Genomic DNA, 24,587 nt, shown 5'->3' with positions numbered 1-24,587 from the left:
GCGAATAGCGTGACAAATAATAGAGCTTATTTAATCCCTAAAGAATCGTAAGATTGCTCCCTTTTTGTTCAACTTGAACTGAAAGGGGGCTTTTTTAGTTAGTCAGTCATTAATACAAAACAGGGTGAGGCATAACGTATAGAAGTTTAGAAAAAGGTCCAGTATCTACCGTAAAGTAAGAGGTTGGCGGAGCGGAAGGTGGCTACTCCTGCAGAGACTTTGAAGAGCATAGCCCTGAAAAGGCTCAGCGGCGTCCCTGTGGAAAGCGTCCACCTGAAGAGAAGTGAACCGGTCCAAGAGCCTGAGTCCCCAGGCTCATAAAATCAACATTAACTTCAACAGAGGCAAAATTAAAGAGGGTGATCATCCTCTATAAGTCTTTCACGACAAAAACGCCTACGACTTCTTTTGGAGGACAAGCCCTTATACCTATAATGCAGTATGTGGAAATAACTAATTTTCAGAATAAATAGAATTAACCTCTACGATATCCTGTTATCGTGCTAAACTGTAAGTGAAACGTTTCAACTATCTAAACTATTGAGTTTGAAAGGAGCTAATGATGAAAAAATCAAAAGCAGGCGTTATGTTGTTACTGTTTATTTTATTGCTTAGTGTCATTTCACCGACAAATGTTTCAGCAGGCAACTTAGGAAAAGAAAAAGCGTTAAACGCACAATTGAAAGCGATTGCAAAAAAGACGTATCGATATTTTGAAGAAAATACCGATCCAAAAACAGGTATGACCTATGATGAGATTCGCTACACGGAAGATGGCAAAGTAGAGGCCACGCATACCTCACCTACCAATATCGGGATGTATATGATGAGTACTGTATCAGCAGAAGAAATGGGCTTCATTTCGCGAAAAGAAGCGGTTGATCGCATTCAGGTCACAGTTAATACACTAAAAGAGCTGAAGAAATGGAACGGGCTTTATTACAACTGGTATCAGACAGAGGATGGGTCACTGAAAACAGATTGGGGTCAATTCATATCTCAAGTAGATAATGGATGGCTCTCAGCAGGCTTGATCGTGGTCGGTCAGGCGTATGAAGAACTAAATGGACAAACGAGTAAGCTTGTTGAAGAAATGAATTATACAACACTATATGATGAAGAAGTTGGGCAGTTTAGAGGCGGGTATGATGTTGCAGCAGGAAAGCTGACAGATCACCATTATGGATTGCTTTACACGGAGCCTCGTGTGGCGAGCTATATTTCGATTGGTAAAGGAGACGTTCCTTCAGAGCATTGGTGGAAGATGTATCGAACAATGCCAAAGGAATGGGACTGGCAGGCACAAATACCAGAGGGATACGATCAGCAGTATGATGGCATCACGGTGTTTGAAGGACACTATGAATACAACGGTGTAAAATTTGTACCAAGCTGGGGCGGCAGTATGTTTGAAGGGCTTATGCCAGGGATTGTGATGAAAGAAAAAGACCTGGGACCAAACGCGCTCGGACTAAATAATCAGCGCCATGTAGATCTGCAAATTGACTATGCAAAAGAGATGGGATACAAAACATGGGGCTTTTCACCAGCAGCGACACCAGACGGTTACAGTGAATTCGCCGCCACGCCGCTTGGCACATCAGGTTATGATGATGGTGCAACCGTAACGCCGCATGCCACGTTTCTTGCTTTGGATTATGCCCCTAAAGAAGTGATGAAAAATATTAAAGCGTTAAAGAAATTAAATATGTACGGGAAATACGGTTTCTATGATTCTGTTAATGTAGAAACAGGTGAAATTGCAAAAGCTTATCTTGCCCTTGACCAAGGCATGATTATGGTTTCCATCGCCAATTATGTAAATGAGGGCGTCATTCGTGAGTATTTTCACCAAGATCCAATCGGTAGAAAACCGGAGGAATTACTGGAAAAAGAAGTGTTTTCTATACAATAGCTTCGTTTACAACTAGAATCTGAAGAAAAGTTACAAGAAGCAAGGACATAACTTTAAAAGGCAATATATTATTAGCAAGAGGTGAATGGAGCGGAAGGTGGCGACTCCAGCAGGTTATGACGGCAAGCTGAGACCTCGCAAGGCGAAGCCTGAAAAGGGCTCAGCGCCGTCCCTGCGGAAAGCGTCCACCTGAAGCGCAATGAACCGGTCAAAGATCCTTAGACACTTGTCTAAGGATCTTTATTTTAATTAAAACTTGGTCTTTATCATATACATTAAAGAATTCTCATTATCTGAAATGGAAAGTGAAACCATTTTTGTTTATCAATCGTAAGCATATTGTACATAGTTTGATAAGGAGATGATGCAAATGACACGTAATCCATTTTTATCTGTGTGGACACAACCAAAAGAAACCGTCCGTGAGGTGCTCGGAAATAAAGGTTTTGGGTTCACCGTTGCGGTTGCCGGTGCAGCGGGGATTGGTACAGGGCTCGTCAACGTGCAGGATTCCGGATTTGAACAATCTCTTCCGGTGGCAGTTGTGTTTTTATTGGCTGTTTTGCTTGGAGCCGCTGCAGGGATCGCAGGTGCTTTTATTGCCGGAGGGCTCTACACGATGGTGGGGAAATGGTTCGGCGGATCAGGAAATTACCGCCGCATGTTTATTGCCATGGCACCGTGCTACATTCCGCAGATCGCGATTGGTCTGGTCTATATAGTGGTGGCTTTAATTTACGGCGAGCAATTTCTTCAGGCGCCGGATCCTGATACATTCGAAATGACCACGCTGCCAATGAGCACCTATATGATTACGCTGCTTTTATCTGCGGTTTTTGGAATATGGGGCGTGGTCATTACCGCTAAAGCCATCGGGATCGTTCATGGGTTCTCAAGCTGGAAGGGCTTAGGCGTCATTTTATCGGTCGCTGCTGTCATTTTCGTTATCGTATTGATTATCGGTCTTATTGTTCTTTTTTCAATCTTATAGGCCACATTAAAAAACCTGCTGTCAAGACGTTTAAAGTGTCAGGCAGCAGGCTTTTTACATTACATAACGTACTTCTTGAAAGTGATTCATCAGCTTCTCCCAATAATCAGGAAAAATATATTCATACTGCTTAAAAACGTCGGCTGAATAGATCAGCAGCACATCAAGTGTGTGGTTTTTTCGCTTTAAATCGTACAACAGCGCGTCCGGGATCGTGTAAAAAGGATGAAGCTGATAGGGATTTAACACCTTTAGCTGGATCTGATGTTTCCGAACAAAGTCAGTCAGCTGCTTGTGCTGATAGGTGATGCTGCAGGGAGTGAATGGAACGCTGTATTCCTTATTGATTAACATAATTCCTTCCATCACAATGCCTCTCTTTCCATGTTCATGTGTTTACCTGCCAGTATGAACATCAGGGGCAGGACATAAACATGGAAGTCCTTAAAGAAGCTCCAGCTTTCTCAGTACTTTGTAATAGCCAAAAACCCCGGTATAGCCTGTTACATACTCAAGAGAAGTCCACCAGATATTCCAATTGTTTTCGTATCGGATCAGCCCCATTTGAACGAAAAACCATTCCAGTAGAGTAGAAAACAGTATGAAACCCACGATCCAGGCAAGTGAGTAAGCATAGCGCTTCACAAGATAAATGAAAATCGAGGCACAAACAGGCATCACGCCGAGCGCCATGGGCAGGGAAGCGAAATTGGTTTCTGCTGAAAAAGGATACACAGAGGCGAAGCCATAGGCAATCGTCCAGGCATCAAGAGTAAATGTCAGCACCGCTGTAATCGGTGCAATAAGTACAATGATTTTTAAATCGATTTTTAAAATAAAGAGGATGATTGCCCAGGGTACGATAAAAGCGAATAGAGTGGTAAATAACACAGTTGATCACGTCCTTTTAAGTGAGTACTCTATATAAGCAGTATTGGCTAAAAATGGCTTGAGTAGACTCATCAAGGTTTATACACATAGATAGTCTTCTTTTTTTATCTTAAAACCTGAAGGATTCTTCAGCTTGCATGTGGAATGATGGAAGAGAATGGGTGTCCAAACGGAGTGAAAGGAGGGAGAAAGAATGGGTGAAGCAAGTCAATTGCAAAAGGTGTACAACCAGACCAAATATAAGCTGGCCAATCATGGCGTGCGTAATATTCAGGTTTTACAAAAGGCATTTGAGAAAAAGAATGGGGAATTGGAAAGTGATCTGTATGGAACTGGTCAAATCATTGAAGATTTCCAAAGCAAAATGGCCTCATACCTTGGAAAAGAAGACGCCGTTTTTTTCCCCAGCGGGACAATGGCACAGCAAATTGCTTTACGCATCTGGTGTGATGAAAAAGGAGATAAAAAAGTGGCCTACCACCCGCTTAGTCATCTTGAAATTCATGAAGAAGATGGTTTAAAAGAGCTGCATCACATTGAAACGGTTCTTCTAGCGGACCGCAATCGGGTCATTGATCTGAGTGATGTGATGAATATGGAAAACGGAGTGGCAGCTGTACTTCTGGAGCTGCCGCAGCGGGAAATAGGCGGGCAGTTGCCAAGCTTTGAAACGCTCCGGGATATTTCGAAGTATTGCCGTGAAAACAATATCAGGCTGCATCTTGACGGAGCACGGCTGCTTGAAGTTTTGCCCTATTATGGGAAGACTGCCGCTGAAGTGTGTGCCATGTTTGATAGTGTTTACGTGTCTTTATATAAAGGGATTGGCGGAATTGCTGGCGCCATACTGGCAGGTGCTCAGGATTTTATCAACCAATCAAAAGTATGGAAAAGGCGGTACGGCGGTGATCTAATCAGTTTGTATCCTTATATCATCTCAGCAGACTATTACTTTGACATGCGTGCACATAAAATGGAGCAGTATTTTAGAGAATCAAAGGAAGTGGCTGACCAGTTTAATTCCTGCTACGGCATCTCTACACTCCCCGCCGTACCTGTTTCGAATATGTTTCATGTTCACATTGAATTTTCCAAAGAGCAGGTGGAACCAATCTTATTAGAGGTAGAACGGCAAACTGGAATTGGACTGACCAGCCATTTAAAAGAAATAAATAAACAGTCTTGTTATTTTGAAGTCCATATGGGAGATATGTATTCTGAGATTCCGAAAGAACTCGTCACAAGGGCATTTGACTTACTTAATCAACAAATGAAGCGAGATTTAAGCAATGAGGCAGATTATGAATAAGATCTTCTTTGGATTTCTTTTCGTATTCTTTAAAACAAATACAAGTTTCTTTGAGGATGGGACTGCGTTTTATGGTACAAATTTGGTTGGCTATAGTCTGATCTATTTTGGAGTTAAGGAACTGGGGATGAAGAATGAAAGCATACTGAAGACTCAGCCTTATGTTATTTTCATGATCGTTCACAGCATCCTCTTTTTGGGGTTAAATGGTTCAGGCAATTCACCTTTATCCATGGCGCTGGACTCGTATATGGCAGCAATCGCTTTAGTGGGGACCGGTTTTGTCATTGCAGGGATGTTTATGGTATTTGTGATTATTTCCTTTCTTCTTGAAGGGCTGGGAGATGAATTCAGTACAAGAAGGCTGAGTATTCTGTGTGCAGCTATGATGACCATCTTCACTTTAGCGGGGCTGTTTTATTTCTTTTCTCCTGAAATAGCCCAACTTTTAGTAAGTGTTCTCTTGCTTTTGAAGGTCATGTTTTTAGTCGGGTTTTATACTGTGATTCTCGGTAATAGGGAAAGTATCGCTGGGCAGGATTTAAAGGGGTGAATCAACTGTCAACCGTATGGAATACAACTGACAGATTGATTGGTGGAAGTCAGCCGGTAAAGAGAGGAATGACAAAAGCGCCGACAGCAAGCCCAGCGAGAAACAAAACAATTCCATTCAACCATTTCCTGTTATTCATTAGTTTTCCTCCTTAATTTAAGAATATAGTAATTTAATCCCCTTATGTACCAGTAATAAACCATTTTTTGTTAGGATGGAAGTTTACAGTTACTATTGGTATTTTCTTTAAATTCTATATTAATTAGATGCAAGATTCATAATGAAGGCAAGGGGGACGGCCATGATTGAGCTTGCTATAAAGATCGTTGTCTGGTGTGCGATGGTCGTAATTTTATATCGGAATATTTTTTCCGGAAACAAAAAAGAAAGCTGGACGGAAGTGGTTGATGCCAACTCAACACTTACACTGGTCCGTTTTTTGTATCTGATTGCAGGTCTGGCCATTATAAGTTCTTTTTTGTTTCAGATCGAATGGCTGAGCGTTCCTGCTTTAATAGCAATTATCGGAATTTTGATTGCCACAAAGAAGGAAAAGGAAGAAAAGGTGGTGCAAGTTCTTGCCACCGTGGTTTTTGTGGTGCTGATAATGGGCTTTTTCGTCCCAACTCACCGTGACTCTTTCCTGAAACACGTTAGTTCAAACGGAACCTACGAGTGCTTATACGACTTTGAATGTGTTAAAGTCACGTCTATTATCACTTCAGATGACTTGATAAAAACAGAGGCAGAAGTGATGCCGGTCGCGGATTACACCTTTCACTGGTACGGCATTATAGCAACTGGCTCTATGGTCATTGAAGAGGGAGAAGATCAGCAGGAAACGCTTAAAGGATTCAATATTGCAGGATTTTGGATTGACTATTAACGACGAAAGGATGGAACGGCATGTTTATGTTTTTAGTGATTGTGTTATGTGCAGGCGCAGGCTTATTTCTCGTAAGCATTGACCCTTTGCTTGGATTGACGATCGCAGGCGCGGTTGCTCTGGGGTGCTTGTTTAGAGTAATCGATCTCCTAGAAGACATACATAAGGAACTCGTTCATAAGCATGAAAAAGATGATTCCTCATATGAAAGAAAAATAAAGCATTCAGGAGGATGATGGACTGGCTAATTAAACGGAAAGGAGTAAAAAGATGGATTTTAATAGCGTATCACTCATAGGTGTTTTTCTGATCATGCTTGCGATCAGTTCGGTGTTAAACATTTTATTAAAAACGACCAGTAAATTAAATTGGATCGTGACATTCCTTTTTTGCATAAGCTTCTCGGTGGTTTTTACAGCACTTTTTAACACGAATTAAGCGGCAGAGGCTACTATGGAATAAGTTTGTGCAAGTGATTTAAGCCGGAAAGCTTGATCATCGCAGCAAGATGCTTTTCGCTCATGGGTCCAGCTGAAGTGGCTTTAGGAAGTGAAAAGAAATGAAAAATTTCTTTTTCCGGGTTGAACCAGTCCTTTCTTTTTTCAGGAGGGTGGATTTGATTGGGCCAGACGCTTGTAAGAGGGGGACTGTACAGTTTAAGAGGCGTTTTTTGAGCTGTAAACAAGTCGGGATAATAGTCTGCCCTTGAACCGGTATGCGGATTTTTTTCAGCAAACGCAGAACTTCCTTCCAAAACGTCCGTGCTTTTAAACAGTAATGTGTAGAGTGATTTTCCAATATCAATTCTTGAAGCAAGGCTTGAGAACTGCTGAACGGATAACCCGAAAAGCGCGATGCGGCCGGATTGGTCAGAAGGAAATAATATATGGGTCAGACCGAGCAGCTCCTGCATCTGAAAAGAAAAGGACTGAATGACCTTTTCCTGGAAAAATACATTTTCCATGACCTGTTTTTCTAGAAAATGCTGTTCATTTATAATGAGGGCGACTGCAAGAAGATCACGCTCGTGGCTTTTTTGTTCAATAAAAAGCTCCCAGATCGGAGTCATAAAGCTGGATACACCAAAGTGAGGAAGAAGATAGGACCAGTCTTTGCGGTCCTTTTTGCTTTTTTCATACAATAACAACTGAGGGTATGCATCTTCAAAGATCAGGTGATTGGCTTTTTCGAGGAAACGGAAAAAGACGGCTGTTTGATCATAAGACAGCAGCTGGTTAAGGATACTCTTCAAGTCGGCCATGTTCCAGCCGGCGTTTCTGGAAACCATATGGGCAAGAAAGGCCCAATGAAGTTCAGGTGTTCTGCGATAAAGGCTCCAGTAAGCGCGGGTTCTAGTGACATTATTCAGATTGAGCCGGGAGGTTTCCTTTAAAATTGTTTGGACGATGGTGGTCTCTTGTGAAGTGAGGGTGGATACTGGGGCCTTTTTCTGCCATTTCTTATTGAGCTGCAAGCGGTCATGGAGGGAGACGATCTGTATTTCTTCATGTTTTTTTGGGGATGGAAAGAACGACGCCAGCCATTTTCGTACCATCTGATCACACCTCCCATACAGTGTATGGCAGGTCTTTTCAGATCATGAGTGACAATGGTGAAAGGGATTTAAACAATCGTTTGTTTAGGGGGTGAAAGAGAGGGTTATGGGCTGGATTCCCTTCCCGGACGGCGTGCAGGAAGGGAGAGGGCTAATACAAAAACTCAAACAGGGCCGTGTCTTCTTTCATCACTTTATTCCAGTCCGTTAACTGTTCAGTCAGCTGCTGTGCCGTAAGCGATTGAACGACGTGAGCAAACACTTGCATTTTTTGCTCTGCTGTATTGGAAGGGTCCTTGTATGCCTGTTTGTAGTGAGACAGTGCTCCTGCTGATTTCTTAGCAAGCATACATGCATCTCCGGCCATCAGCAGAAATTTAACAAGAGTGAAAGGTGGAAGACCTTCTTTTTTTAACTTCTGGACTCCCTTGAATATCTCAAGAACTTCATCATGATTTCCTCTGTAGAAATGGGTAGCAGCCAGTTCATAGCTTGCGTTCAGCTGACCAATCGGATCGTTCAGTTCGGAAAACACGTTGTAGGCATACGTTACATGCCGGATGGATTCTTCATAATTTTGAAGCAGGCGGTGAACAATTCCGATATTCGTCAGGATCCCGCCTGCATTTAATAAATCGGTTGCGGCTTCATAGTAGTGCAGCGCCTTTTCATAATGCTCAAGGGCCAGTTCAAAAAGGCCTTCCCTCTTCAAGCAAATACCGAGGACCATATGGACTTGTCCCGGTTTGAATTTTATATTGGCTTCATTCGAGTTTTCAATCGCAGTCGTTAATAGCCGGATGGCAGAGCGGTGTTCTCCGATTTTGGCATGCGCCATCCCCATGCTGACCATGAGGCGGATCTGTTCGATGCCATCTATTTTATGCTTAATCACGAGTTTATAAGCCGCCTCCAAATAAAGAAAGCTTTGATCGGTTTGATCCAGCTCAATCAGCAGGTCAGCCAGTTCATTGGCACAACGGATCTTTTCATTAAATAAACGTGTCTTACTGTAAAAGCTGAAACTTCCTTCAAGAAACTGAATCGCTTCATCAGTCTCCTTTGAATAATACCGGCAATACAAACCTCTGCAATAATACAATAGCGCTTTTTCCTGCTCAGCTATCTGATCTGAAACCTTTTCCAATAAAATAAAATCAGCTTCCAGATGACGGCAGGGCTTCCGGTTTGTCAGAAGAAGCTCCATCTCGGCCAGTGTACTCGAAAGATCAATCATATCCAGAACCATTTCCCCGCCAAATAAATCGTCAAGTTCACATTGAAGCCGGACACTATATTGACGAAGCAGTGAAAGAGACGGCTTTACCAGTCCCTTTTCAATCTGACTGATTAAACTGCGATTGGAAATGCCCTTTGCCAGCTCTGCCTGTGTCAGACCCTGCAGTTTTCTATATTCTTTTAGTTTAATAACTGCCTCCATGATGCATTTCACCCCCATGTTAGGATGGTCACCCATTGCTAGATTTCCCTCTATACAGATTTTAAATCCTCTAGCATTCATTTACATAGTTTGGCAGAGAAAATGAATGAAAAACAGAGGAAAGGGTATACAAAAAATAGGGCCAAACCATAAATTCGGGAGGTCTTATGCAATAATGATTCAAACCTGAATGGAAAGCTTTAAAGCGCAGAAGGGCATCTTATTTACGTCCTTCTTATGAATGGAGGAGTTATCCATGAACATTGAACTTAAAAAAATCACAAAAGAGCAATGGGCAGAACAATCAAATGAAGAGTCAATCATACCCCAAGATGAAAATGTGAAAACCGTGTTTTTCGGAATCCACGACGAAGGTGCGAAGATTGGCACCATTTTATATGGTTATGATGATGAAATCACTAACACCTACTGGATTCACGCGATCACCATTGATGAACAGCATCAGGGAAAAGACTATGAAAAAGAGGCGTTAGCATCTATTGTAGATTGGATAAGGGAGAATTTTAAAAATTGTACAGAAATTCGCCTGAACGCTTCAAAAGACGACGACTCTGCCAACGAACTCTATAGAAACTTTGGATTTGTGCCAAGTGGAGAAGAACACGATGGTCAGGACGTTCTGTATTTATCGGTTCAAACAGCGAGTGATTAATATAACCTAAAATACACACCATTCGTCCTGAACATGAGGGATGAATGGTGTTTTTTTGTGGTTAATTTAGAGAAACCATAGTTAACCCCTGTATGGACAAACTGCTGGAAAAAAGGCAGGGAAACAACGAAGAACGTTGTAATACCAGGAGAATCTATCGTTAGTATGAGGTGAGGCAGTACCTGCGTCTACCTGAAGCGAAACGAGCCAGTCAAAGAATCTGAGTCACATAGCCACAGGGTTTTTTAGTGCATTCATGTAAACTAGAGAAAAAGGAGGCGGTTGTCATGAGAGGGCAGTCCATTTATTTGCGTCCATTCGAGGAGAGGGATGCAAAAGCGTTAACAGAGCTACAAACAAGAAATAGAAAATTTTTTGAAATGTTTTCTATGCTAAGGGAAGATTCATTCTACACTGAAAAAGCGCAGATTGAGAGAATCAAACAATTTAAACAGGATCGGGAACTGGATCTTACCTATCAATTTGGGGTATTCAAAAATGAAAACGATGAATTGGTCGGCACCATGAACCTTTTTCAGGTCATACGTGGATCGCTGCAAAATGCTGTTGTAGGATATTTTCTGGATCAGGCCCATAATGGCAGAGGCTACACAACCGAAGCCGTCAAGCTGCTCACAGCGTATGCGTTTAAAGAGCTGAAGCTTCACCGGCTTGAAGCGGGTGTGATGCCCCGCAATATTGGATCGATCCGGGTCTTAGAAAAAGCAGGTTTTCATAAAGAAGGAATCGCAAAAAAGAATGTGAAGATTAATGGCAAATGGGAGGATCATCAGGTGCTTGCGATCATTAATCCCGCTGACACTTAATTAAAACATGACAGGAATCTTCACCAAATCAATTATCCGTCCATCTTCAGCACTTCTTGCGTATACCCAAAGCTCTCCGGCAGATGTCTGGGGGCTTCGTTCAAATTGAATAGGAATAGAGAAGGTGCCGTATAAAGGTCCTCCGGCAGATGCCTGGATAGGAGATTCCCCTGTTACCATCCCGCCTGATGAATCCTTCAGCTGATAAAGAATGCTTCCTTCAAATGCCCGTGCAAAGCCTGACAGCGTTTGTCCTGCAGCCACTGTCGTTCCGGGCCTTGGTGAGGTGACAAGAATATTCCGGGAAGAAGACAGAGGAATCAGCAGATCGTACCCGGGATAGATCACGTCCGGTGACCAGCCTGGGCGATTGAGATTGGCACTGAATAATGCGGATAGTGGAATCCCGAACTGCTTTGCGATCTTAGCGAGTGTATCGCCTTCTTCAACCCGGTAAATAAAAGCGGGAACGAAAACAGGCTGATTGACATAAAGAAGATCAGGGTTCCCAATCTGAGGATTGATCCCATAAATTACGTCGACTGCAGAAGAATAATCTTGTGCAAATTGGTAGAGCGTATCACCTCCATGAACGATTCGGTAGATCACAGCAGGTCCATTTTTTTCAACGACGACCCTCTGTCCGGGAAAAATTAAGCCGGGATCTGTTATAGGAGGATAAAGGGCGTTTGCCTGCTCAATAGCAGATACACTGCTGCTGAATCGATAGGCGATGGAAGTCAGTGTATCACCGGGCTGAACCGTATAAACAAAAAAAGTATTATCCATGATGGGCATCGCAAAACGCTCCTTTTATTTAGGCTTCTTTCATTACCTTATGCAGATGAAGAAAAAATGACAAAGCTGTCTGCATGCAGTTCTCCACCCTTCGATGTGCTTGCTTTTGTTCCTTTTTAATAGGAAAGGGTAAAGAAAGGTAAATGTGTTCAAAAAAGGAGAGTTATAGGATGACTGAAACAAAAAGGCCAGTTGTGGCGCTTACAGGTGCCACTGGATATATAGGAAGTAATCTGCTTGAAAAGATCACGAAGAAAGCAGATGTGATTGCGCTGTCTAGAAGTGGCGATGATAAAGAAGATTCAGAGCATGTCACCTGGCGCTCATGTGATTTTTATTCAAAAGGTGACGCGGAAAAAGGGCTTGAAGGAGCCGATTATGCGATTTATCTTATTCACTCTATGAAGCCTTCTGCCAAGCTGACACAGGCGAAATTCGAGGACATGGATGTGATTTTAGCGGATAACTTTGCGCAGGCTGCCAAAAAGCAGGGTGTCAAACAAATCATTTATCTGAGCGGAATTGTTCCAAAGGACACCAAAGAGCTTTCCCGCCATTTAAAGAGCCGGCTGGAAGTAGAAAAAGTACTGGGGTCCTACGGGGTGCCGGTCTCAACCATCCGTGCAGGACTGATTGTGGGTCCTAAAGGATCTTCATTTCCGATTCTTTCAAAGCTTGTGAAGCGTCTTCCGTGGATGCTGCTGCCAAAGTGGACCCGGACCAAAACGCATCCAATTGCATTAAAAGATGTCATCGGCTCGTTAAAAAACAGCATTGGAAACAAGAAAGTGGAAAATAAATCAGTGGATGTCGGCGGTCCGGAGATTATGTCCTATAAAGAAATGCTGATTCAAACTGCAGAAGTAATGGGCAAAAAGCCAAAAGTGGTGGATATCCCGCTCTTAACGGTAAATCTTTCCCGTTTATGGGTAACACTCGTAACAGGTTCGCCAAAGGAAATGGCGTATCCGCTTATCGAGAGCCTGAAGCATCCTATGGTAGCCCAAGATACGATTGAGGGAATCAGCGATGGCAAAACAACATTTAAAGAAGCGGCACAGGAAGCGCTGAAGGCTGAAAAAGAAGAGGGCGCGGACAAGCCTGCATTTCTTACATCTACTCCAACAGGAAGTGACGTGCGCTCGGTTCAGCGGGTTATGCTGCCGGAGGGGAAAACAGCGAATTGGGCAGGGGAAGAGTATATGAATTGGATCTCCCGTCTTGCCCGGCCGTTCTTATCCGTAGATCTCGATGAGGATAAAAATTGTAAAATCCGTTTGTTTTCAAAAGCAGCTTCTATTTTGGAGCTGACCTACTCAAGTGAAAGAAGCACAGACACCCGTGCACTTTATCTAATTACAGGAGGACTTTTTGCCAATGTCGGTGAAGACAGCAAAGGAAGAATTGAGTTCCGCCAGATTCCCGATACGCAGGAGTGCATTATTGCCATTCATGGCTACAGACCCGCACTGCCTTGGACAATTTACAAATACACGCAAGCCAAAGTCCATTTATGGGTAATGGCCCTGTTCAAACGCCATCTTCAGCATCTGATGAAAAGCGATCAGCATGAAGAAAAAGAAGGACGCCAAAAAACAATCGCAAAAGCCTAGTGAATGCCCGTCTTTGCCTACTATGGCGGAGACGGGTTTTCTCTTCTCTATTAATCGGTACGAGTTCTTTCGTGTATAACTCTATTGATAAATATGTACACGGCGGTGATCAATAAAGGCGTCAGAAAAAGATAACTTCCGGTTCTGTACAAGGTAAGATAAGGGATCAGACTGGCCTCTCCCCATTCAAGCGCCACACGCCAGCCAAGCCCGGCAGCATTTAAAAGAAAGGTAATGGCAAAGACTTTCGGCCAGTTGTTCGTTGGATAAATCCATGCATAGAAGAGGCTGATATAAGATCCAATCACAGCCATTATGGCGAAAAAGATAAAAGAGAAGCCTTCCGTAAACGGGTGAATAAATGTAAAAAGAATGCCTCCTAAAAAGAGTAAGGACAACGAGTTAAATAAGTGCAGAAACGTACGGTTACTTGCTATAGACTGATTTTGGGGTGAGAAAATAGACATAGAAAGCCACTCCATTCCCGAATTGTCTTCTTATTTTCTCACAGATCATTATCCTTGTTCGAACTGTTTTAAAAAAACATTGAGTTCCTTTCTTTCTTTTAAAATACTTGGAATTGAAGTACTATTGAAAATTGGAGGCATCGTATGTAGTTAGTTGGAATTGCCATTTTGATTGTGCTGTATGTTACGACAAGTACAATTGAAAAATCATTAAGATCGATAGAAAAGCAGAATGAACAGGTTATTGAACTGCTCAAAGAGATAAGAGACCGATAAGGGGGAGCCACGAATGTTTGTACATAAAATTGATGAAAACCTTGAATTAAAACTGCCTCAAAAGCACGATGCTGAAGCTTTATTCCGTTTAACCGATCAGTCAAGAACCCATTTAAAGAAATGGCTGCCGTGGCTTGATTTTACAACAAAAGTGGAAGATACAGAACACTTTATTGCAGGAAGCAATAAGCTGTATATCGCCAATCAGGGGCTGAATGCGTTAATCCTTTTTAAGGGAGAGCTTGCAGGTGTTGCAGGCTACAACCAGCTTGACTGGACCAATAAAACGGCAAAAATCGGGTATTGGCTGGGTGAAGAATTTCAGGGTCATGGGATTATGACAAAGACCGCTGAGGCGCTGACACGGTATGCCTTTGAAGAGCTGAACATGAACCGGGTAGACATCCGGGCAGCAGCGGGGAATAAGAAAAGCCGGGCGATCCCGGAAAGACTTGGATTTACCTATGAAGGACAAATTCGTCAGGCGGAGTGGCTGTACGATCATTTCGTAGATCATGCGGTTTACGGGATGCTGCGGAATGAGTGGACAAGCAGGTAAGGTTGGGAAGCAAGCTGAGGGCAGACAACAAATATTATTGAATTTTAATATATGGTACTTTATACCTTTTAAATATATATATATTGTGTAGAAAGACACAAAAAAGGTAGCGCTTCTTCTCTTTAATAGGCTAAAATATAGTTAGATACAGTCGATTAAAAAGGAGAAATGTGCATGAGAGAGACGATAACGACAGTTTCAGATGAATTAGTGGTAAGGGCGCTTGAAAGCAATCTGGCAATCATCCGGTTTGACCGGGCGCAGAACGTAGCCTATGTAAATGATTTATTCGCTCAATCAATGGGCTACACGAAAGAGCAAATGATCGGCATGAACCATCGCGCCTTTTGTTTCGATGCTTTCACCAGAAGTTTAGAATACAAATCATTTTGGCGTGACCTGTGGGCGGGGATCAGTTATCAGGATAAAATTGAACGTAAAGATGCAGACGGAAACCAAATTTGGCTTGAAGCGACCTATATGCCGATTTATGACGATCAACAAAAGGTGATTGGCGTGTCAAAAGTCGCTACCAATATAACTTCGCGTCAGACGGCGGTAACCGAAATGGTAGTAGAACTGCAGGAGATGTCGGTCAAAATGTCAAGCAGTGCAGGCGAGGGAATTAAGCGAAGCGGAGAGCTTTTAACCAGCATCTCGGAAATGGCAAAGGTCTCATCCTCCAATATTCAAACACTCGCAAGCCTGCAGGAGCAATCCCAGTCAATTCAAAAGGTGGTTAACACCATTCGCGATATTGCCGCTCAAACGAATTTGCTTGCGCTGAATGCCGCAATTGAAGCCGCGCGTGCAGGGGAGCACGGAAGAGGGTTTGATATTGTGGCAAAAGAAGTGCGCAAGCTGTCAGTGCGCGTAGAAGATTCAATCATGCAGGTGCGCAATACAATGGAAGGCATTTCTAAAGAGATTAAAACAATCTCTGAGGGAATCAATCAGGCTCAGCAATCCATCACACAGGGCGAGCAGCAAATTGCCAATACGACACGTGATTTGAATGGGATTTCACAGACAGCTGCAGGTCTCGACGAACAGGCGAGAAAGCTGATGGAGATCATTTAACTAACAAAATGCCCGCCTCTGATAAAAGAGAAGCGGGTTTTTAGTTTACTCACAAACAAGAATTTCTCTGGAAAACTTCCCTTTCATCACAACACATCGGTCAGTGATGGTAAAGCCGGCTTGCGCGAGCATTTGATCAATCGATTCAATCGTGACGACGACAAGCCGCTTCGTGAAATGCCGTGCATTTACAAGAATATCAAGCTGTTCTTCCGGTGTGGCATGTGTGTATAAATTGTAGGGCATATCAATAATGGTCGCGTCATAGCTTCCGGTTACCTCATCAATCGGGCCAATGGAGACGTCGCCTGAATAGCCGAAATGGGCGATGTTTTCACGGGACCCTGTTACCACAAGCGGGTTGATGTCACGTCCCACAATGTTGATGCCCATTGAAAGAGCTTCTACAAGAACTGTTCCAATTCCACAGCACGGGTCAATGGCTGTTTTTCCATCTGGCTCTGGCACGGCGATATTGGCTGCGGCTCTTGCTGTGCGCGTACTTAATGCGGTTGAGTATTCCCGGGGTTTTTTCACGTGATTCAGCCAGACGGGTTCCGCTTTTTCATAAAGACCCAGATGCCAGCTGCCTTCACAGGGAACTAATCCAAAGAAAACATCCGGCTGGTGAAGATCCAGTTCCCCCTCTATAATCATGCCTAGATCCCGTTCAATTTGTCTTTTCTGCTCATACTCTATTTTGTCGGATCCGGTTAAATCATTGATTTTGACAAACAGCACTTTAAACGTGGAGCCGCCCATCTTTACGTCTTTTAGCTTTTGACAAAGCTCTTCAAGCGTGCTGCCTTCAAACAGCACCTGGATCCGTTCCTTCACAAAAGGACTGCGGCTTGGGTGAATGTCACGGTCTGTTTTCACTATTTTCGTCTCGGAGTGTTTGCCAAATAATGAGCGCATTTCAAGGTGGCAGAGATCTTTTTCTTCTTCATTGTAAGCATATGTATAAATAAAATCTCCTGTAGCAGGCCATTTGTTCAAATTAGTCCCATCCTTTTCGCTCTTATTTTATAAAGAGCTTTGAGGATTAGTATATCAAGATTCCGGGTGAATGGGGAAATACCTGTGGACATTGAGCAGCAGCTTTATGGGATTCAATTCATTTTAATTGTATTAGAAGGAAAAAGATGTTTATTTATGGAAATAGAAGAAGGGAAATAAAAAAAGGAGTGACTGATTATTAAAAAGACTAGAGTGATGGTTGATTTTCAACTCGAGGCAGAGGATTTTTCTTTAGAGGATGTTACAGCACGTTTAAGCATTTCCCCCACTTTAACCTATAAGAAAGGAGATCTTATCCATCATATGGAGGGATCATCTCCGCGTTTACAGCGCAGTACCCGTTGGCATTATGGAACGGAGGAAGAAGAATCAATTGATGTGAAAGTGCAGCTGGATCGGGTATTGAGCATGCTTCATGGCAAAGAAGATGTAATAAATGCGTTAAAGGAGGAGCTGAATGCAGCATGCACGATAGGGATCGTTATTTATATAGAAGAAGGAACGACCCCTGGACTCCATCTGGATCTTCCGCAGCTTAATTTTATTCACAGCATTCAGGCAGAGGTGGATGTTGACTTATATGCACACCCTTATGCTGAAATGAAATAGAATCGTTATGAAAAGAGGTGGATTGCATGAGCAGACGGACATGGGGCATTATTGGAATTGTCTTCGTGCTGACTATATTCTTTGCGATTATTGGAGCTGTGGCTTTTTTTCTTGAGTCGTGACCATAGAAAGGGAGCATTTTACCAAAGGGGCGAATCTTCCTTCGTCAGTTTGACCAGTAATGGGCTTAATAAAAACACAGTGACATAGCAGAGAAGAAGCAGCGGCAAAGACAGACTAAACATAACAAACAAAGGCAGCAGCAGAGATGGTGAGACAATCAGCATGGATGTTTTTTGCTTTGACGATGCGGTTTGAAATTGAGATTTCTTGCAATAAGGACACTTCATAGTGTTTTTAAAGGATGCAAGCCTCTTAAAGGTATCCTTCCATTTCCACTCTCTTCCGCAATACGCACAGACAGTCATATTCATTCTCCTTTCCATTCATCTTCTACTATCTTCTACGTATACTGATCTGAAAAGTTTCGTTTTTGTATGGTTGCTGTTTCCAAATTATTATTGAGAAAGGAACCGGGATAAAGTAGGATATGAGTAGGGAAAAAGGTATGAAAGGGAATGGTAAAATGAGTTCAATATCAATGAGAGATCGAATCCATTCACTGGATATGATCAGGGGGTTTGCGCTTTTTGGGATTTTGATCGCAAATATGATTGCTTTTAAGACCCCTATTTTTAACAATATGAGCAGTTTGGTTGAAGGAGAGAGTCTGCCTGAGGGGGGGCTGAACGGGGCGCTGACTATTCTGACGGCACTGCTGGTTGACGGCAAATTCTATCCAATGTTCTCGATGTTATTTGGATTAGGTTTTTATATTTTTTACTCCCGTTTAATGCAGCGAAATCTTCCGGCAACGAAGCTGTTTATGCGGCGGCTTGTGTTTTTATTACTTCTTGGAATCGTTCATCTTGTTTTTATCTGGTCGGGCGATATTCTACATACATATGCCATTACAGGATTTTTGCTGCCGCTCTTTATTCACCGTTCACCTAAAGTCATTAAAATTTGGGGTATAGCTTTATTGATTGCAGGCAGTTTATTTTTTACCCTTCTTCTGATCGGCAGCGGCTGGAGCATGGAATATACCATTGCCGAAGGGTTTGAGACGATTGAATCTCTCAAGGCCGAAGAGCTCGCAGCGGTATCGATTATGGCAACAGGCAGTTACGGGGAAATCCTGTCTTTTCGCTTTTTTAATGAAGTTCTGTTTATCTTTTTCCAGGTCCTTCTGCTAGTACCAACCATTTTGCCGCTGTTTTTAATCGGTCTTTATTTCGGTAAAACCGGCATGTTTAAGGATATCGAAGGCAATATCAAAAGATGGAAAAAGATTTTATGGCTCGGGCTTGGCATTGGCGCGCCATTAGTCGGCCTTTCAGCAGCCGTTCAATATAATGTGTTTGACTGGCCGGCATATCTAACTTCTCCAGTTGCAGAGGGCTTGAATATGCTCGGCGGGCCGCTTCTTATGCTGTTTTATGTGGCGCTTGTTGTTCTTGCAACAAGGAAATCTTCCGTTGAAAAAATGCTTATGCCGTTTGCAGCGGTTGGACGCATGGCGCTGACAAATTATTTGATGCAATCGATTATTGCGGTGATCATTTTTAATGGATACGGGTTCGGTCTTTTCGGCCAGGTATCAAAAACGCAGGGCGTAGGGATTGCGATTGTGATCTATGCGGTACAGGTGGTGCTCAGCTACTTGATTTTGAAAAAGTTTAATCAGGGTCCGCTTGAATTTATCTGGCGCAAATGGACCTACGCCGGAGCCAATAAGCAGTCTAAGGAAGCTTAAAGCAAAGAGGCAGGGATACAACTCAAAAAATGACAAGCTGAGCCTTTTCCAGGCCAACACCCTGGAAAAGGCTCAGCGCCGTTCCTGCGGAAAGCGTCCACCTGAAGCGCAATGAACCGGCCAATGAGGCTGAGACACTTTTGTCCCAGCCTCATTTTTAGAAGTATTAAGATCAATTTTACTTCTTCAATTATCATATAATGAAACTTTTATCTTATATACAAGTTTAAATAGAAGTGTGCAAAGGTATAGAAATGAAGAAGTATTTTCCATTTTAACTTCGAGTTTAAAGAAAGGAGGGAAACAAATGCAACAGGAAACAGCTTCAAATTATCCTGCAAATCACGATCACAAGGAAATGACCACCAAAAGCTGGGTTGGCACTCTTTTCTTATTAATGATTCCATTGGTCAATCTTGTGCTGCTGTTTGTATGGGGGTTCGGTTCTGAAGAAGGCCAGCGAAAAAAGTATTCCCGTGCGATGCTGATTGTAACAGGAATTCTTTTGGTCGTTTATATCGTTGTCTTAGTCCTATTCTTTATGTTAGCTGCTGCAGGAGGCTTTTCAACATCTCCTTAAAAGATTTCAGATATGGATGCGTAAAGAGGCTGGGACAAAACTCAAAAGTATTTTAAGAATGAAGAAGTATTTATCAATAGTAAGAGGAGAGCGGAGCGGAAGGTGGCGACTCCTGCAGGATTTGACGGCAAGCTGAGACTTTACAGGGCAAGGGCCTGTAGAGGCTCAGCGCCGTCCCTGCGGAAAGCGTCCACCTGAAGCGCAGCGAACCGGTCAAAGAGCTTGAGACACTTTTGTCCCAAGCTCTTTGTTTGATAGGAATCAAATCAATCGTTACTTTGGAATTTTAGCTTTATACTTTTTTCTTACCTTACTAAGTAATTCCAATTTCTCCATAGCAGGTTCTCCTAACAGCATCGCGATCCCCACGATAAGAGATTCAATAATCATCATGGGAGGCACCATTGAATGGAATTCCCATAATTCCCCGCGCCTTGCAAATAACGTACTTTCTGTCTGACGATGCAGATCCGAGTACAATCGGTCCGTCACCAATATTACAGGACAGCCCACTTCCTTTGCATAATCTACTAAAACATCTGTTTCAGGAAGTGTTTGCACAAATTGAAAGATTAATAAGACACTGCGGGAGGATAAATGAATCATGGATTCAAATAATTCATGTCCGCTTTTGGGCATTACTGTAACAGGCACTCCCAATCGTGATAAACGAAATTGTGAAAGGCAGCCAAGAGACTCAGACGGACCGGGAGCAAAGATGAATAAAGGGTCAGCACGTGAAATCAGAAGAACAGCCTCATTAAAATCTTCTCTTGATACATGCTGGTTCGTTTCAGCTAAATGATTCATTTGTTTTTGGACCATATTTGTCAGCAAATCCTGCTTCTGCACTTCTTCAACTGCGTTTTTAAGTTTATTCTCCGGAGTAACTTCGAGTTTTCTCTTCATAGCTTTTTTATACTCTTTAAAATTCATATAACCGAGAAGTGCCCAACATCTTGAAACCGTTGCAATGCTCACTTTCGCTTCATCTGCCACCTCCTGCTCTGTCATATATGCCACACTCGTCCCCCTTTTATCGAGCACCTGCGTCACGCGGAGCTGTTTCGATGTAAACTGTCCATGTTTTTTCTCCAATGAATTTTGCATGCCGATCACTCCCTTTTACTAGAGTATATCGAGGCAGTGAGAAAGGATGTAAAAAAAGTTTCATTCTTATCAAAAACTTAAATTCTTTTACAAAACCTCAATCTTATTTATATTTTCCCTTTATCTTCATTTCGTACGATAAGCATGTAAGAAAAAAGGAACTGAAAATAGGGAGGAAAAAACAATGGCAGAGTTAGGTCGGCAGCAAATTACTCAGTCTCAGAAAATGATGATCTTTATATTGGCGATGTCCCTTTTTGGACTGGCTAATTTATTCACGGAGTTACTTCCGGAGTTTACGTTTGGTCCAGTGGAATTATCTGTTTCGTATTTTGCTTTTATCCCTCTTACTCTTTGTATTTTGTTTAATCCGCTTTATGCGGCGCTTGGTGCGTCTGTTGGAGAAATTATTTTTGGCGATCTTTTAATGGGAGATTTCAGTGGTCTTGGTGAATTAGAAGGATTCATTGAATTTACACTTGCCATGTATATTGCGGGACTCCTGGTAAAAGATCCAAGAAATCGCCGCCAGGTTGGGTTAGCAGTCATTATTGGGGTGGGGATCGATCAGATGCTCAGCACCATTGTCGATATCGGAAAAGTATGGTTTGGTATTGAAGGAATCGAAGCGGTTCCTGGTCTGCCTGAAAGTATTGTGGCGATCGAGGCGTTCAGTTTTGTGAATGAAATGGTGATCTCGGGTATTTTGTTTGGATTGCTTCCTACTCTTTATTTTATTCCTAGACTATATGGAAAGATTGAGCCTTTGCTTGGAATGAAACCACGGGATGCGCGTCCTCAGGCTTCCATGACAGAATGGATTTCGCTTCGATTTGTAATTGTTTCAATCTTCTTAGGCTTTATTGCAATTGTGGCAGAGTTTATGGCTGAAATGGATATAAACTTTGCTGTATGGGAACCTGAATTCTTAGAGCAGTTTGGCTCTCAATATATCTGGCTGCCGATATCCGCTGCTGCCATTGTACTCATTATTATCGTAACCATAGCGGTTAAAATGGGGAAATCTCAAAAGAAAGTAGACTCTAAGATCGCATGACACAGGCATTGATTCAAATGAATGACGTACACTTTCGGTACCCGGGCAGTGAAGAATGGGTACTGAAAGGAGCGTCACTTGAAGTAGAAAAGGGAGAGTTTCTTGCCATCATAGGGAATAACGGCAGCGGAAAATCGACTCTATGTAAAGCAATGAATGGATTAATCCCTCATTATTACGCAGGAGACGTCAAGGGTGCAGTTTCAGTCAATGGAAAAGAGGCATTTACTAGTGCGGTGGCTGTATTGAGTCAGGAAGTCGGCTATGTGTATCAGGATTTTGAACAGCAGCTGATGCGGCCAACTGTCTTGGATGATGTAGCTTTTGCTCCTTTAAATTTTGGGAAACCGGATTACAAAGAAAAGGCATTATGGGCTCTTGAGATACTGGATTTAATGCACTTAAAAGATCAGAGCATCTGGTCGCTGAGCGGAGGTCAAAAGCATTTGACCGCGATTGCCGGCGCGCTGGCTTTAGACCCCGGGATTATCATAGTAGACGAACCGGTGGCTCAATTAGATCCTTACCATGCAAAGAAAATCTATGAAAAATTAAAAGAATTAAATGAAAAACATGGCAAAACGATTATTGTGATTGAACATCATACCGAATTTATTGCAGATTATGCACGAACTCTTCTTTTAATGAAGGACGGTCAGGTGAATTGGAAGCTGCCTGTTCATGAAGGGCTGTCGCGGGTGCAGGAGTTAATGGGACTTGGGATTTATCCTCCTCAGGTTACTCAGCTCGCTGCGGGGCTGAATGAACAGCGGAATATGTCCTACCCCATTACACTTGAGCAGGGTGTGTCATTCTTCCAGCCGATTCCAAAAGAGGTCAGGGCCTTATCTCGCCAGATGGTAAACGGTGAGAAAAATGCTTTGAAAACAATTGAAGCAGAAGACGTCTCTCATCATGTCAGAACGATGGCCGGGGATAAAAAGACCATTTTAAATAATATTTCCCTGACGTTTGGAGAGGGAGAGAAGGTCGCCCTTGTCGGAACAAATGGAGCGGGTAAAACGACGCTTCTAAAAGCGCTTGCCGGACTCTCTAGGCCCTCAGACGGAGAAATCCGCGTGGAGGGAAACCCGATCCGCAAAATACGTGTTTCAGATTTATCGGATCATGTTGCCTATGTATTTCAAAACCCTGAAGAAATGATGATTCAGGATACAGTAGAAAAGGATCTATCTTTCTTTTCACGGTCACGCGGGCGGCTGGAAAAAGATCAGGCTTTCTTGTCTGAATTGTCCACCTCGTTTAATCTGCATGATCTTTCCAAGCGGGATGCCCGTTTGCTCAGCGGAGGACAGCAAAGACGCAGCTCGATGGCGATAGGAGTGGCGATGCGGCCTATGGTTCTTTTGCTGGATGAACCAACGGCGAGTCTTGATATTGTGTCCCGAAGAGAGATGACGCGTATGCTCCACAAAACATCTGATCATTGCAAAACCGTCATTGTCGCAACGCATGATATGGAACTTGTCGCAGAGTGGGCCACACGTGTCATTGTGATGGAAGAGGGAGAAGTCATCTTTGACGGATCCCCCCGTAGCTTATTCCAGGATGAAAAAACGTGGAAAAAGGCGAATCTGCGTCCCCCTCAAATCGTGGAATTAAGTCTGCAATTAGGGTGTAAACCGGTCTTTTTATCTGTAAAAGAAATGGAAGAGGCGATGAAAGTAGGTGCAGCTCTTGAGTGCATGGCGTGAAAAGTTAAGTGTTGAGTACGTGAAAATGGAACTGATGAAAACCGCTATTGGCAATCGTGATACATTTTTAGCCCAATTGGATCCTCGAATATTAATCATCTGGTATCTTGCTGTCAGCATTGTTCCGTGGTTTACATTCAACGAGTGGATTCTGTTTACTCTCGTTGTGTTCACCTCGATTTTGGCCATCATTTCAAAGGTGAGTCCTTTAATTTTAGGTCTGCTTTCCTTTGGGGTTGTAAGTGAGATTGGCTGGATTACAGTAGTGGTGCTTTTCTTTGGGGGAGACATTACGGCGTTTCTTGCTTTGTTGACCTTTACGATGAAAATCACGATTATGTCCATTGCGAGTATTGCCGTTTTCGCAAGCATGGACCCGGAAAAGCTTAGCGACGCCTTGATCAGCTTTGGAGTGCCAGCGCAGTTTGGGTTCGGTGTTTCCTACGGCTATCGCATGCTGCCCATCCTGCTTGATGAGTATCAGCATATTTTTCAATCCTTTCTAATGCGTGGAAAGGGACCTGAGAAAAAAGGGGTCCTCGGCTGGAGAATGGCTGTTTATTACGGCAAAATCATGGTTCTGGCGTTTTATCCCATGATATTAAATGTGGCAAAACGCACGCGAACAACGGTAGAAGCATTGGAAGTAAGAGGATTTCCATATTCGCTTCACAGTAAAGAAGCGAAAAAGCAGAAGCTTTCCTATATGAAAGTCGGTGCCGGGGATCTTGTTTTTTTAGGAGGAACCATGTGTTTTCTTCTTATGATATTTTCAGGAATCCCTTATTTCACTGCTTAATTTAACCGTAAATGACTGCACACGAGGCAGATTTTATAGATAAAAGG

At 42.8% G+C, this 24,587-nt stretch carries 27 protein-coding genes; 18 read left to right on the top strand and 9 right to left on the bottom strand.

Annotated elements, in window-relative coordinates; translation table 11 throughout:
• The first annotated feature begins 562 nt into the window (after positions 1 to 562).
• Positions 563 to 1,915 (top strand): glucoamylase family protein, encoded by a 1,353-nt coding sequence (locus tag P6709_RS09885; protein ID WP_278240759.1) that lies wholly within the window; start codon positions 563 to 565, stop codon positions 1,913 to 1,915.
• 370 nt (positions 1,916 to 2,285) lie between these two features.
• A complete protein-coding gene (locus P6709_RS09880) occupies positions 2,286 to 2,906 on the top strand; it encodes a YIP1 family protein (protein ID WP_278240758.1) in 621 nt (206 codons plus the stop codon).
• Between the two features lie 54 nt (positions 2,907 to 2,960).
• Here the strand turns inward: P6709_RS09880 and P6709_RS09875 are convergent, their stop codons facing one another.
• Both P6709_RS09875 and P6709_RS09870 read right to left on the bottom strand, forming a co-directional pair.
• Positions 2,961 to 3,272 (bottom strand): hypothetical protein, encoded by a 312-nt coding sequence (locus tag P6709_RS09875; RefSeq protein WP_278240757.1) that lies wholly within the window; start codon positions 3,270 to 3,272, stop codon positions 2,961 to 2,963.
• Between the two features lie 78 nt (positions 3,273 to 3,350).
• Positions 3,351 to 3,797 (bottom strand): CBO0543 family protein, encoded by a 447-nt coding sequence (locus P6709_RS09870; protein ID WP_278240756.1) that lies wholly within the window; start codon positions 3,795 to 3,797, stop codon positions 3,351 to 3,353.
• A 193-nt stretch (positions 3,798 to 3,990) separates the two neighbouring features.
• On the opposite strand from P6709_RS09870, the gene P6709_RS09865 reads away from it, so the two are divergent.
• From P6709_RS09865 to P6709_RS09845, 5 genes are all read left to right on the top strand, one after another.
• Positions 3,991 to 5,106, top strand: a complete 1,116-nt coding sequence (locus P6709_RS09865) for a threonine aldolase family protein (protein WP_278240755.1) — start codon at positions 3,991 to 3,993, stop codon at positions 5,104 to 5,106.
• Positions 5,099 to 5,659, top strand: a complete 561-nt coding sequence (locus P6709_RS09860) for a hypothetical protein (RefSeq protein ID WP_278240754.1) — start codon at positions 5,099 to 5,101, stop codon at positions 5,657 to 5,659. Before P6709_RS09865 ends, P6709_RS09860 begins: the two co-directional genes overlap by 8 nt.
• Positions 5,660 to 5,960: 301 nt before the next feature.
• Positions 5,961 to 6,545 carry a hypothetical protein gene (locus tag P6709_RS09855; protein ID WP_278240753.1) on the top strand — a complete coding sequence of 195 codons (585 nt, stop codon included), beginning with the start codon at positions 5,961 to 5,963 and terminating at the stop codon, positions 6,543 to 6,545.
• A gap of 20 nt (positions 6,546 to 6,565) precedes the next feature.
• A complete protein-coding gene (locus tag P6709_RS09850; protein WP_278240752.1) occupies positions 6,566 to 6,781 on the top strand; it encodes a hypothetical protein in 216 nt (71 codons plus the stop codon).
• A gap of 34 nt (positions 6,782 to 6,815) precedes the next feature.
• Entirely contained in the window at positions 6,816 to 6,983 is a 168-nt protein-coding gene (locus P6709_RS09845) for a hypothetical protein (protein ID WP_278240751.1), read from the top strand.
• Between the two features lie 13 nt (positions 6,984 to 6,996).
• Here the strand turns inward: P6709_RS09845 and P6709_RS09840 are convergent, their stop codons facing one another.
• On the bottom strand, positions 6,997 to 8,100 hold the full coding sequence (locus P6709_RS09840; RefSeq protein ID WP_278240750.1) for a DUF2515 family protein: 1,104 nt from the start codon (positions 8,098 to 8,100) through the stop codon (positions 6,997 to 6,999).
• Positions 8,101 to 8,251: 151 nt separating this feature from the next.
• Entirely contained in the window at positions 8,252 to 9,541 is a 1,290-nt protein-coding gene (locus P6709_RS09835) for a helix-turn-helix domain-containing protein (protein ID WP_278240749.1), read from the bottom strand.
• 256 nt (positions 9,542 to 9,797) lie between these two features.
• Between P6709_RS09835 and P6709_RS09830 the strand changes: the two genes are divergently transcribed.
• Together P6709_RS09830 and P6709_RS09825 are read left to right on the top strand one after the other, a co-directional pair.
• A complete protein-coding gene (locus tag P6709_RS09830; RefSeq protein ID WP_278240748.1) occupies positions 9,798 to 10,214 on the top strand; it encodes a GNAT family N-acetyltransferase in 417 nt (138 codons plus the stop codon).
• A 287-nt stretch (positions 10,215 to 10,501) separates the two neighbouring features.
• Entirely contained in the window at positions 10,502 to 11,041 is a 540-nt protein-coding gene (locus P6709_RS09825; protein ID WP_278240747.1) for a GNAT family N-acetyltransferase, read from the top strand.
• Here the strand turns inward: P6709_RS09825 and P6709_RS09820 are convergent, their stop codons facing one another.
• Positions 11,042 to 11,839: a LysM peptidoglycan-binding domain-containing protein gene (locus tag P6709_RS09820; RefSeq protein ID WP_278240746.1), complete on the bottom strand. Its 798-nt coding sequence runs from the start codon at positions 11,837 to 11,839 to the stop codon at positions 11,042 to 11,044. It abuts the gene before it with no gap.
• Between the two features lie 170 nt (positions 11,840 to 12,009).
• Here P6709_RS09820 and P6709_RS09815 point away from each other — a divergent pair, with 170 nt between their 5' ends.
• On the top strand, positions 12,010 to 13,452 hold the full coding sequence (locus P6709_RS09815) for an NAD(P)H-binding protein (RefSeq protein WP_278240745.1): 1,443 nt from the start codon (positions 12,010 to 12,012) through the stop codon (positions 13,450 to 13,452).
• A 50-nt stretch (positions 13,453 to 13,502) separates the two neighbouring features.
• Here P6709_RS09815 and P6709_RS09810 read toward each other — a convergent pair whose 3' ends face one another.
• Complete coding sequence (locus P6709_RS09810) at positions 13,503 to 13,919, bottom strand: hypothetical protein (RefSeq protein ID WP_278240744.1); 417 nt, start codon at positions 13,917 to 13,919, stop codon at positions 13,503 to 13,505.
• A gap of 289 nt (positions 13,920 to 14,208) precedes the next feature.
• Here P6709_RS09810 and P6709_RS09805 point away from each other — a divergent pair, with 289 nt between their 5' ends.
• Both P6709_RS09805 and P6709_RS09800 read left to right on the top strand, forming a co-directional pair.
• The gene (locus P6709_RS09805) at positions 14,209 to 14,754 is read left to right on the top strand and encodes a GNAT family N-acetyltransferase (protein WP_278240743.1); all 546 of its coding nucleotides are present in this window, start codon (positions 14,209 to 14,211) and stop codon (positions 14,752 to 14,754) included.
• A gap of 174 nt (positions 14,755 to 14,928) precedes the next feature.
• Complete coding sequence (locus P6709_RS09800; protein ID WP_278240742.1) at positions 14,929 to 15,834, top strand: methyl-accepting chemotaxis protein; 906 nt, start codon at positions 14,929 to 14,931, stop codon at positions 15,832 to 15,834.
• A gap of 45 nt (positions 15,835 to 15,879) precedes the next feature.
• On the opposite strand, the gene P6709_RS09795 is transcribed toward P6709_RS09800, so the two are convergent.
• Positions 15,880 to 16,833: a TRM11 family SAM-dependent methyltransferase gene (locus P6709_RS09795; protein ID WP_278240741.1), complete on the bottom strand. Its 954-nt coding sequence runs from the start codon at positions 16,831 to 16,833 to the stop codon at positions 15,880 to 15,882.
• Between the two features lie 216 nt (positions 16,834 to 17,049).
• Between P6709_RS09795 and P6709_RS09790 the strand changes: the two genes are divergently transcribed.
• Positions 17,050 to 17,463 (top strand): DUF4279 domain-containing protein, encoded by a 414-nt coding sequence (locus P6709_RS09790; protein WP_278240740.1) that lies wholly within the window; start codon positions 17,050 to 17,052, stop codon positions 17,461 to 17,463.
• A gap of 140 nt (positions 17,464 to 17,603) precedes the next feature.
• On the opposite strand, the gene P6709_RS09785 is transcribed toward P6709_RS09790, so the two are convergent.
• A complete protein-coding gene (locus tag P6709_RS09785) occupies positions 17,604 to 17,891 on the bottom strand; it encodes a TIGR04104 family putative zinc finger protein (protein ID WP_278240739.1) in 288 nt (95 codons plus the stop codon).
• 158 nt (positions 17,892 to 18,049) lie between these two features.
• Between P6709_RS09785 and P6709_RS09780 the strand changes: the two genes are divergently transcribed.
• The gene (locus P6709_RS09780; protein WP_278240738.1) at positions 18,050 to 19,279 is read left to right on the top strand and encodes a DUF418 domain-containing protein; all 1,230 of its coding nucleotides are present in this window, start codon (positions 18,050 to 18,052) and stop codon (positions 19,277 to 19,279) included.
• A 307-nt stretch (positions 19,280 to 19,586) separates the two neighbouring features.
• Positions 19,587 to 19,859, top strand: coding sequence for a hypothetical protein (locus tag P6709_RS09775; protein ID WP_278240737.1), 273 nt, complete (start codon positions 19,587 to 19,589; stop codon positions 19,857 to 19,859).
• A gap of 273 nt (positions 19,860 to 20,132) precedes the next feature.
• Here P6709_RS09775 and P6709_RS09770 read toward each other — a convergent pair whose 3' ends face one another.
• Positions 20,133 to 20,969: a MurR/RpiR family transcriptional regulator gene (locus P6709_RS09770; RefSeq protein WP_278240736.1), complete on the bottom strand. Its 837-nt coding sequence runs from the start codon at positions 20,967 to 20,969 to the stop codon at positions 20,133 to 20,135.
• 184 nt (positions 20,970 to 21,153) lie between these two features.
• On the opposite strand from P6709_RS09770, the gene P6709_RS09765 reads away from it, so the two are divergent.
• Genes P6709_RS09765 through P6709_RS09755 form a run of 3 tightly spaced genes read left to right on the top strand, consistent with a single transcriptional unit; the run spans position 21,154 to position 24,540 of the window.
• Entirely contained in the window at positions 21,154 to 22,026 is an 873-nt protein-coding gene (locus P6709_RS09765; protein ID WP_278240735.1) for a cell division protein FtsQ, read from the top strand.
• A complete protein-coding gene (locus P6709_RS09760) occupies positions 22,023 to 23,741 on the top strand; it encodes an ABC transporter ATP-binding protein (RefSeq protein WP_278240734.1) in 1,719 nt (572 codons plus the stop codon). The genes P6709_RS09765 and P6709_RS09760 overlap by 4 nt, the downstream gene beginning before the upstream one ends.
• Complete coding sequence (locus P6709_RS09755) at positions 23,716 to 24,540, top strand: energy-coupling factor transporter transmembrane component T family protein (protein ID WP_278240733.1); 825 nt, start codon at positions 23,716 to 23,718, stop codon at positions 24,538 to 24,540. The genes P6709_RS09760 and P6709_RS09755 overlap by 26 nt, the downstream gene beginning before the upstream one ends.
• The last annotated feature ends 47 nt before the right edge of the window (positions 24,541 to 24,587 follow it).

The sequence above is a fragment of the Jeotgalibacillus sp. ET6 genome (genome assembly GCF_029667115.1).
Taxonomy (GTDB): Bacteria; Bacillota; Bacilli; order Bacillales; family Jeotgalibacillaceae; genus Jeotgalibacillus.
The sequence above is the reverse complement of the archived record's forward strand: the minus strand, read 5'-3'. Positions and strand labels throughout refer to the sequence as shown.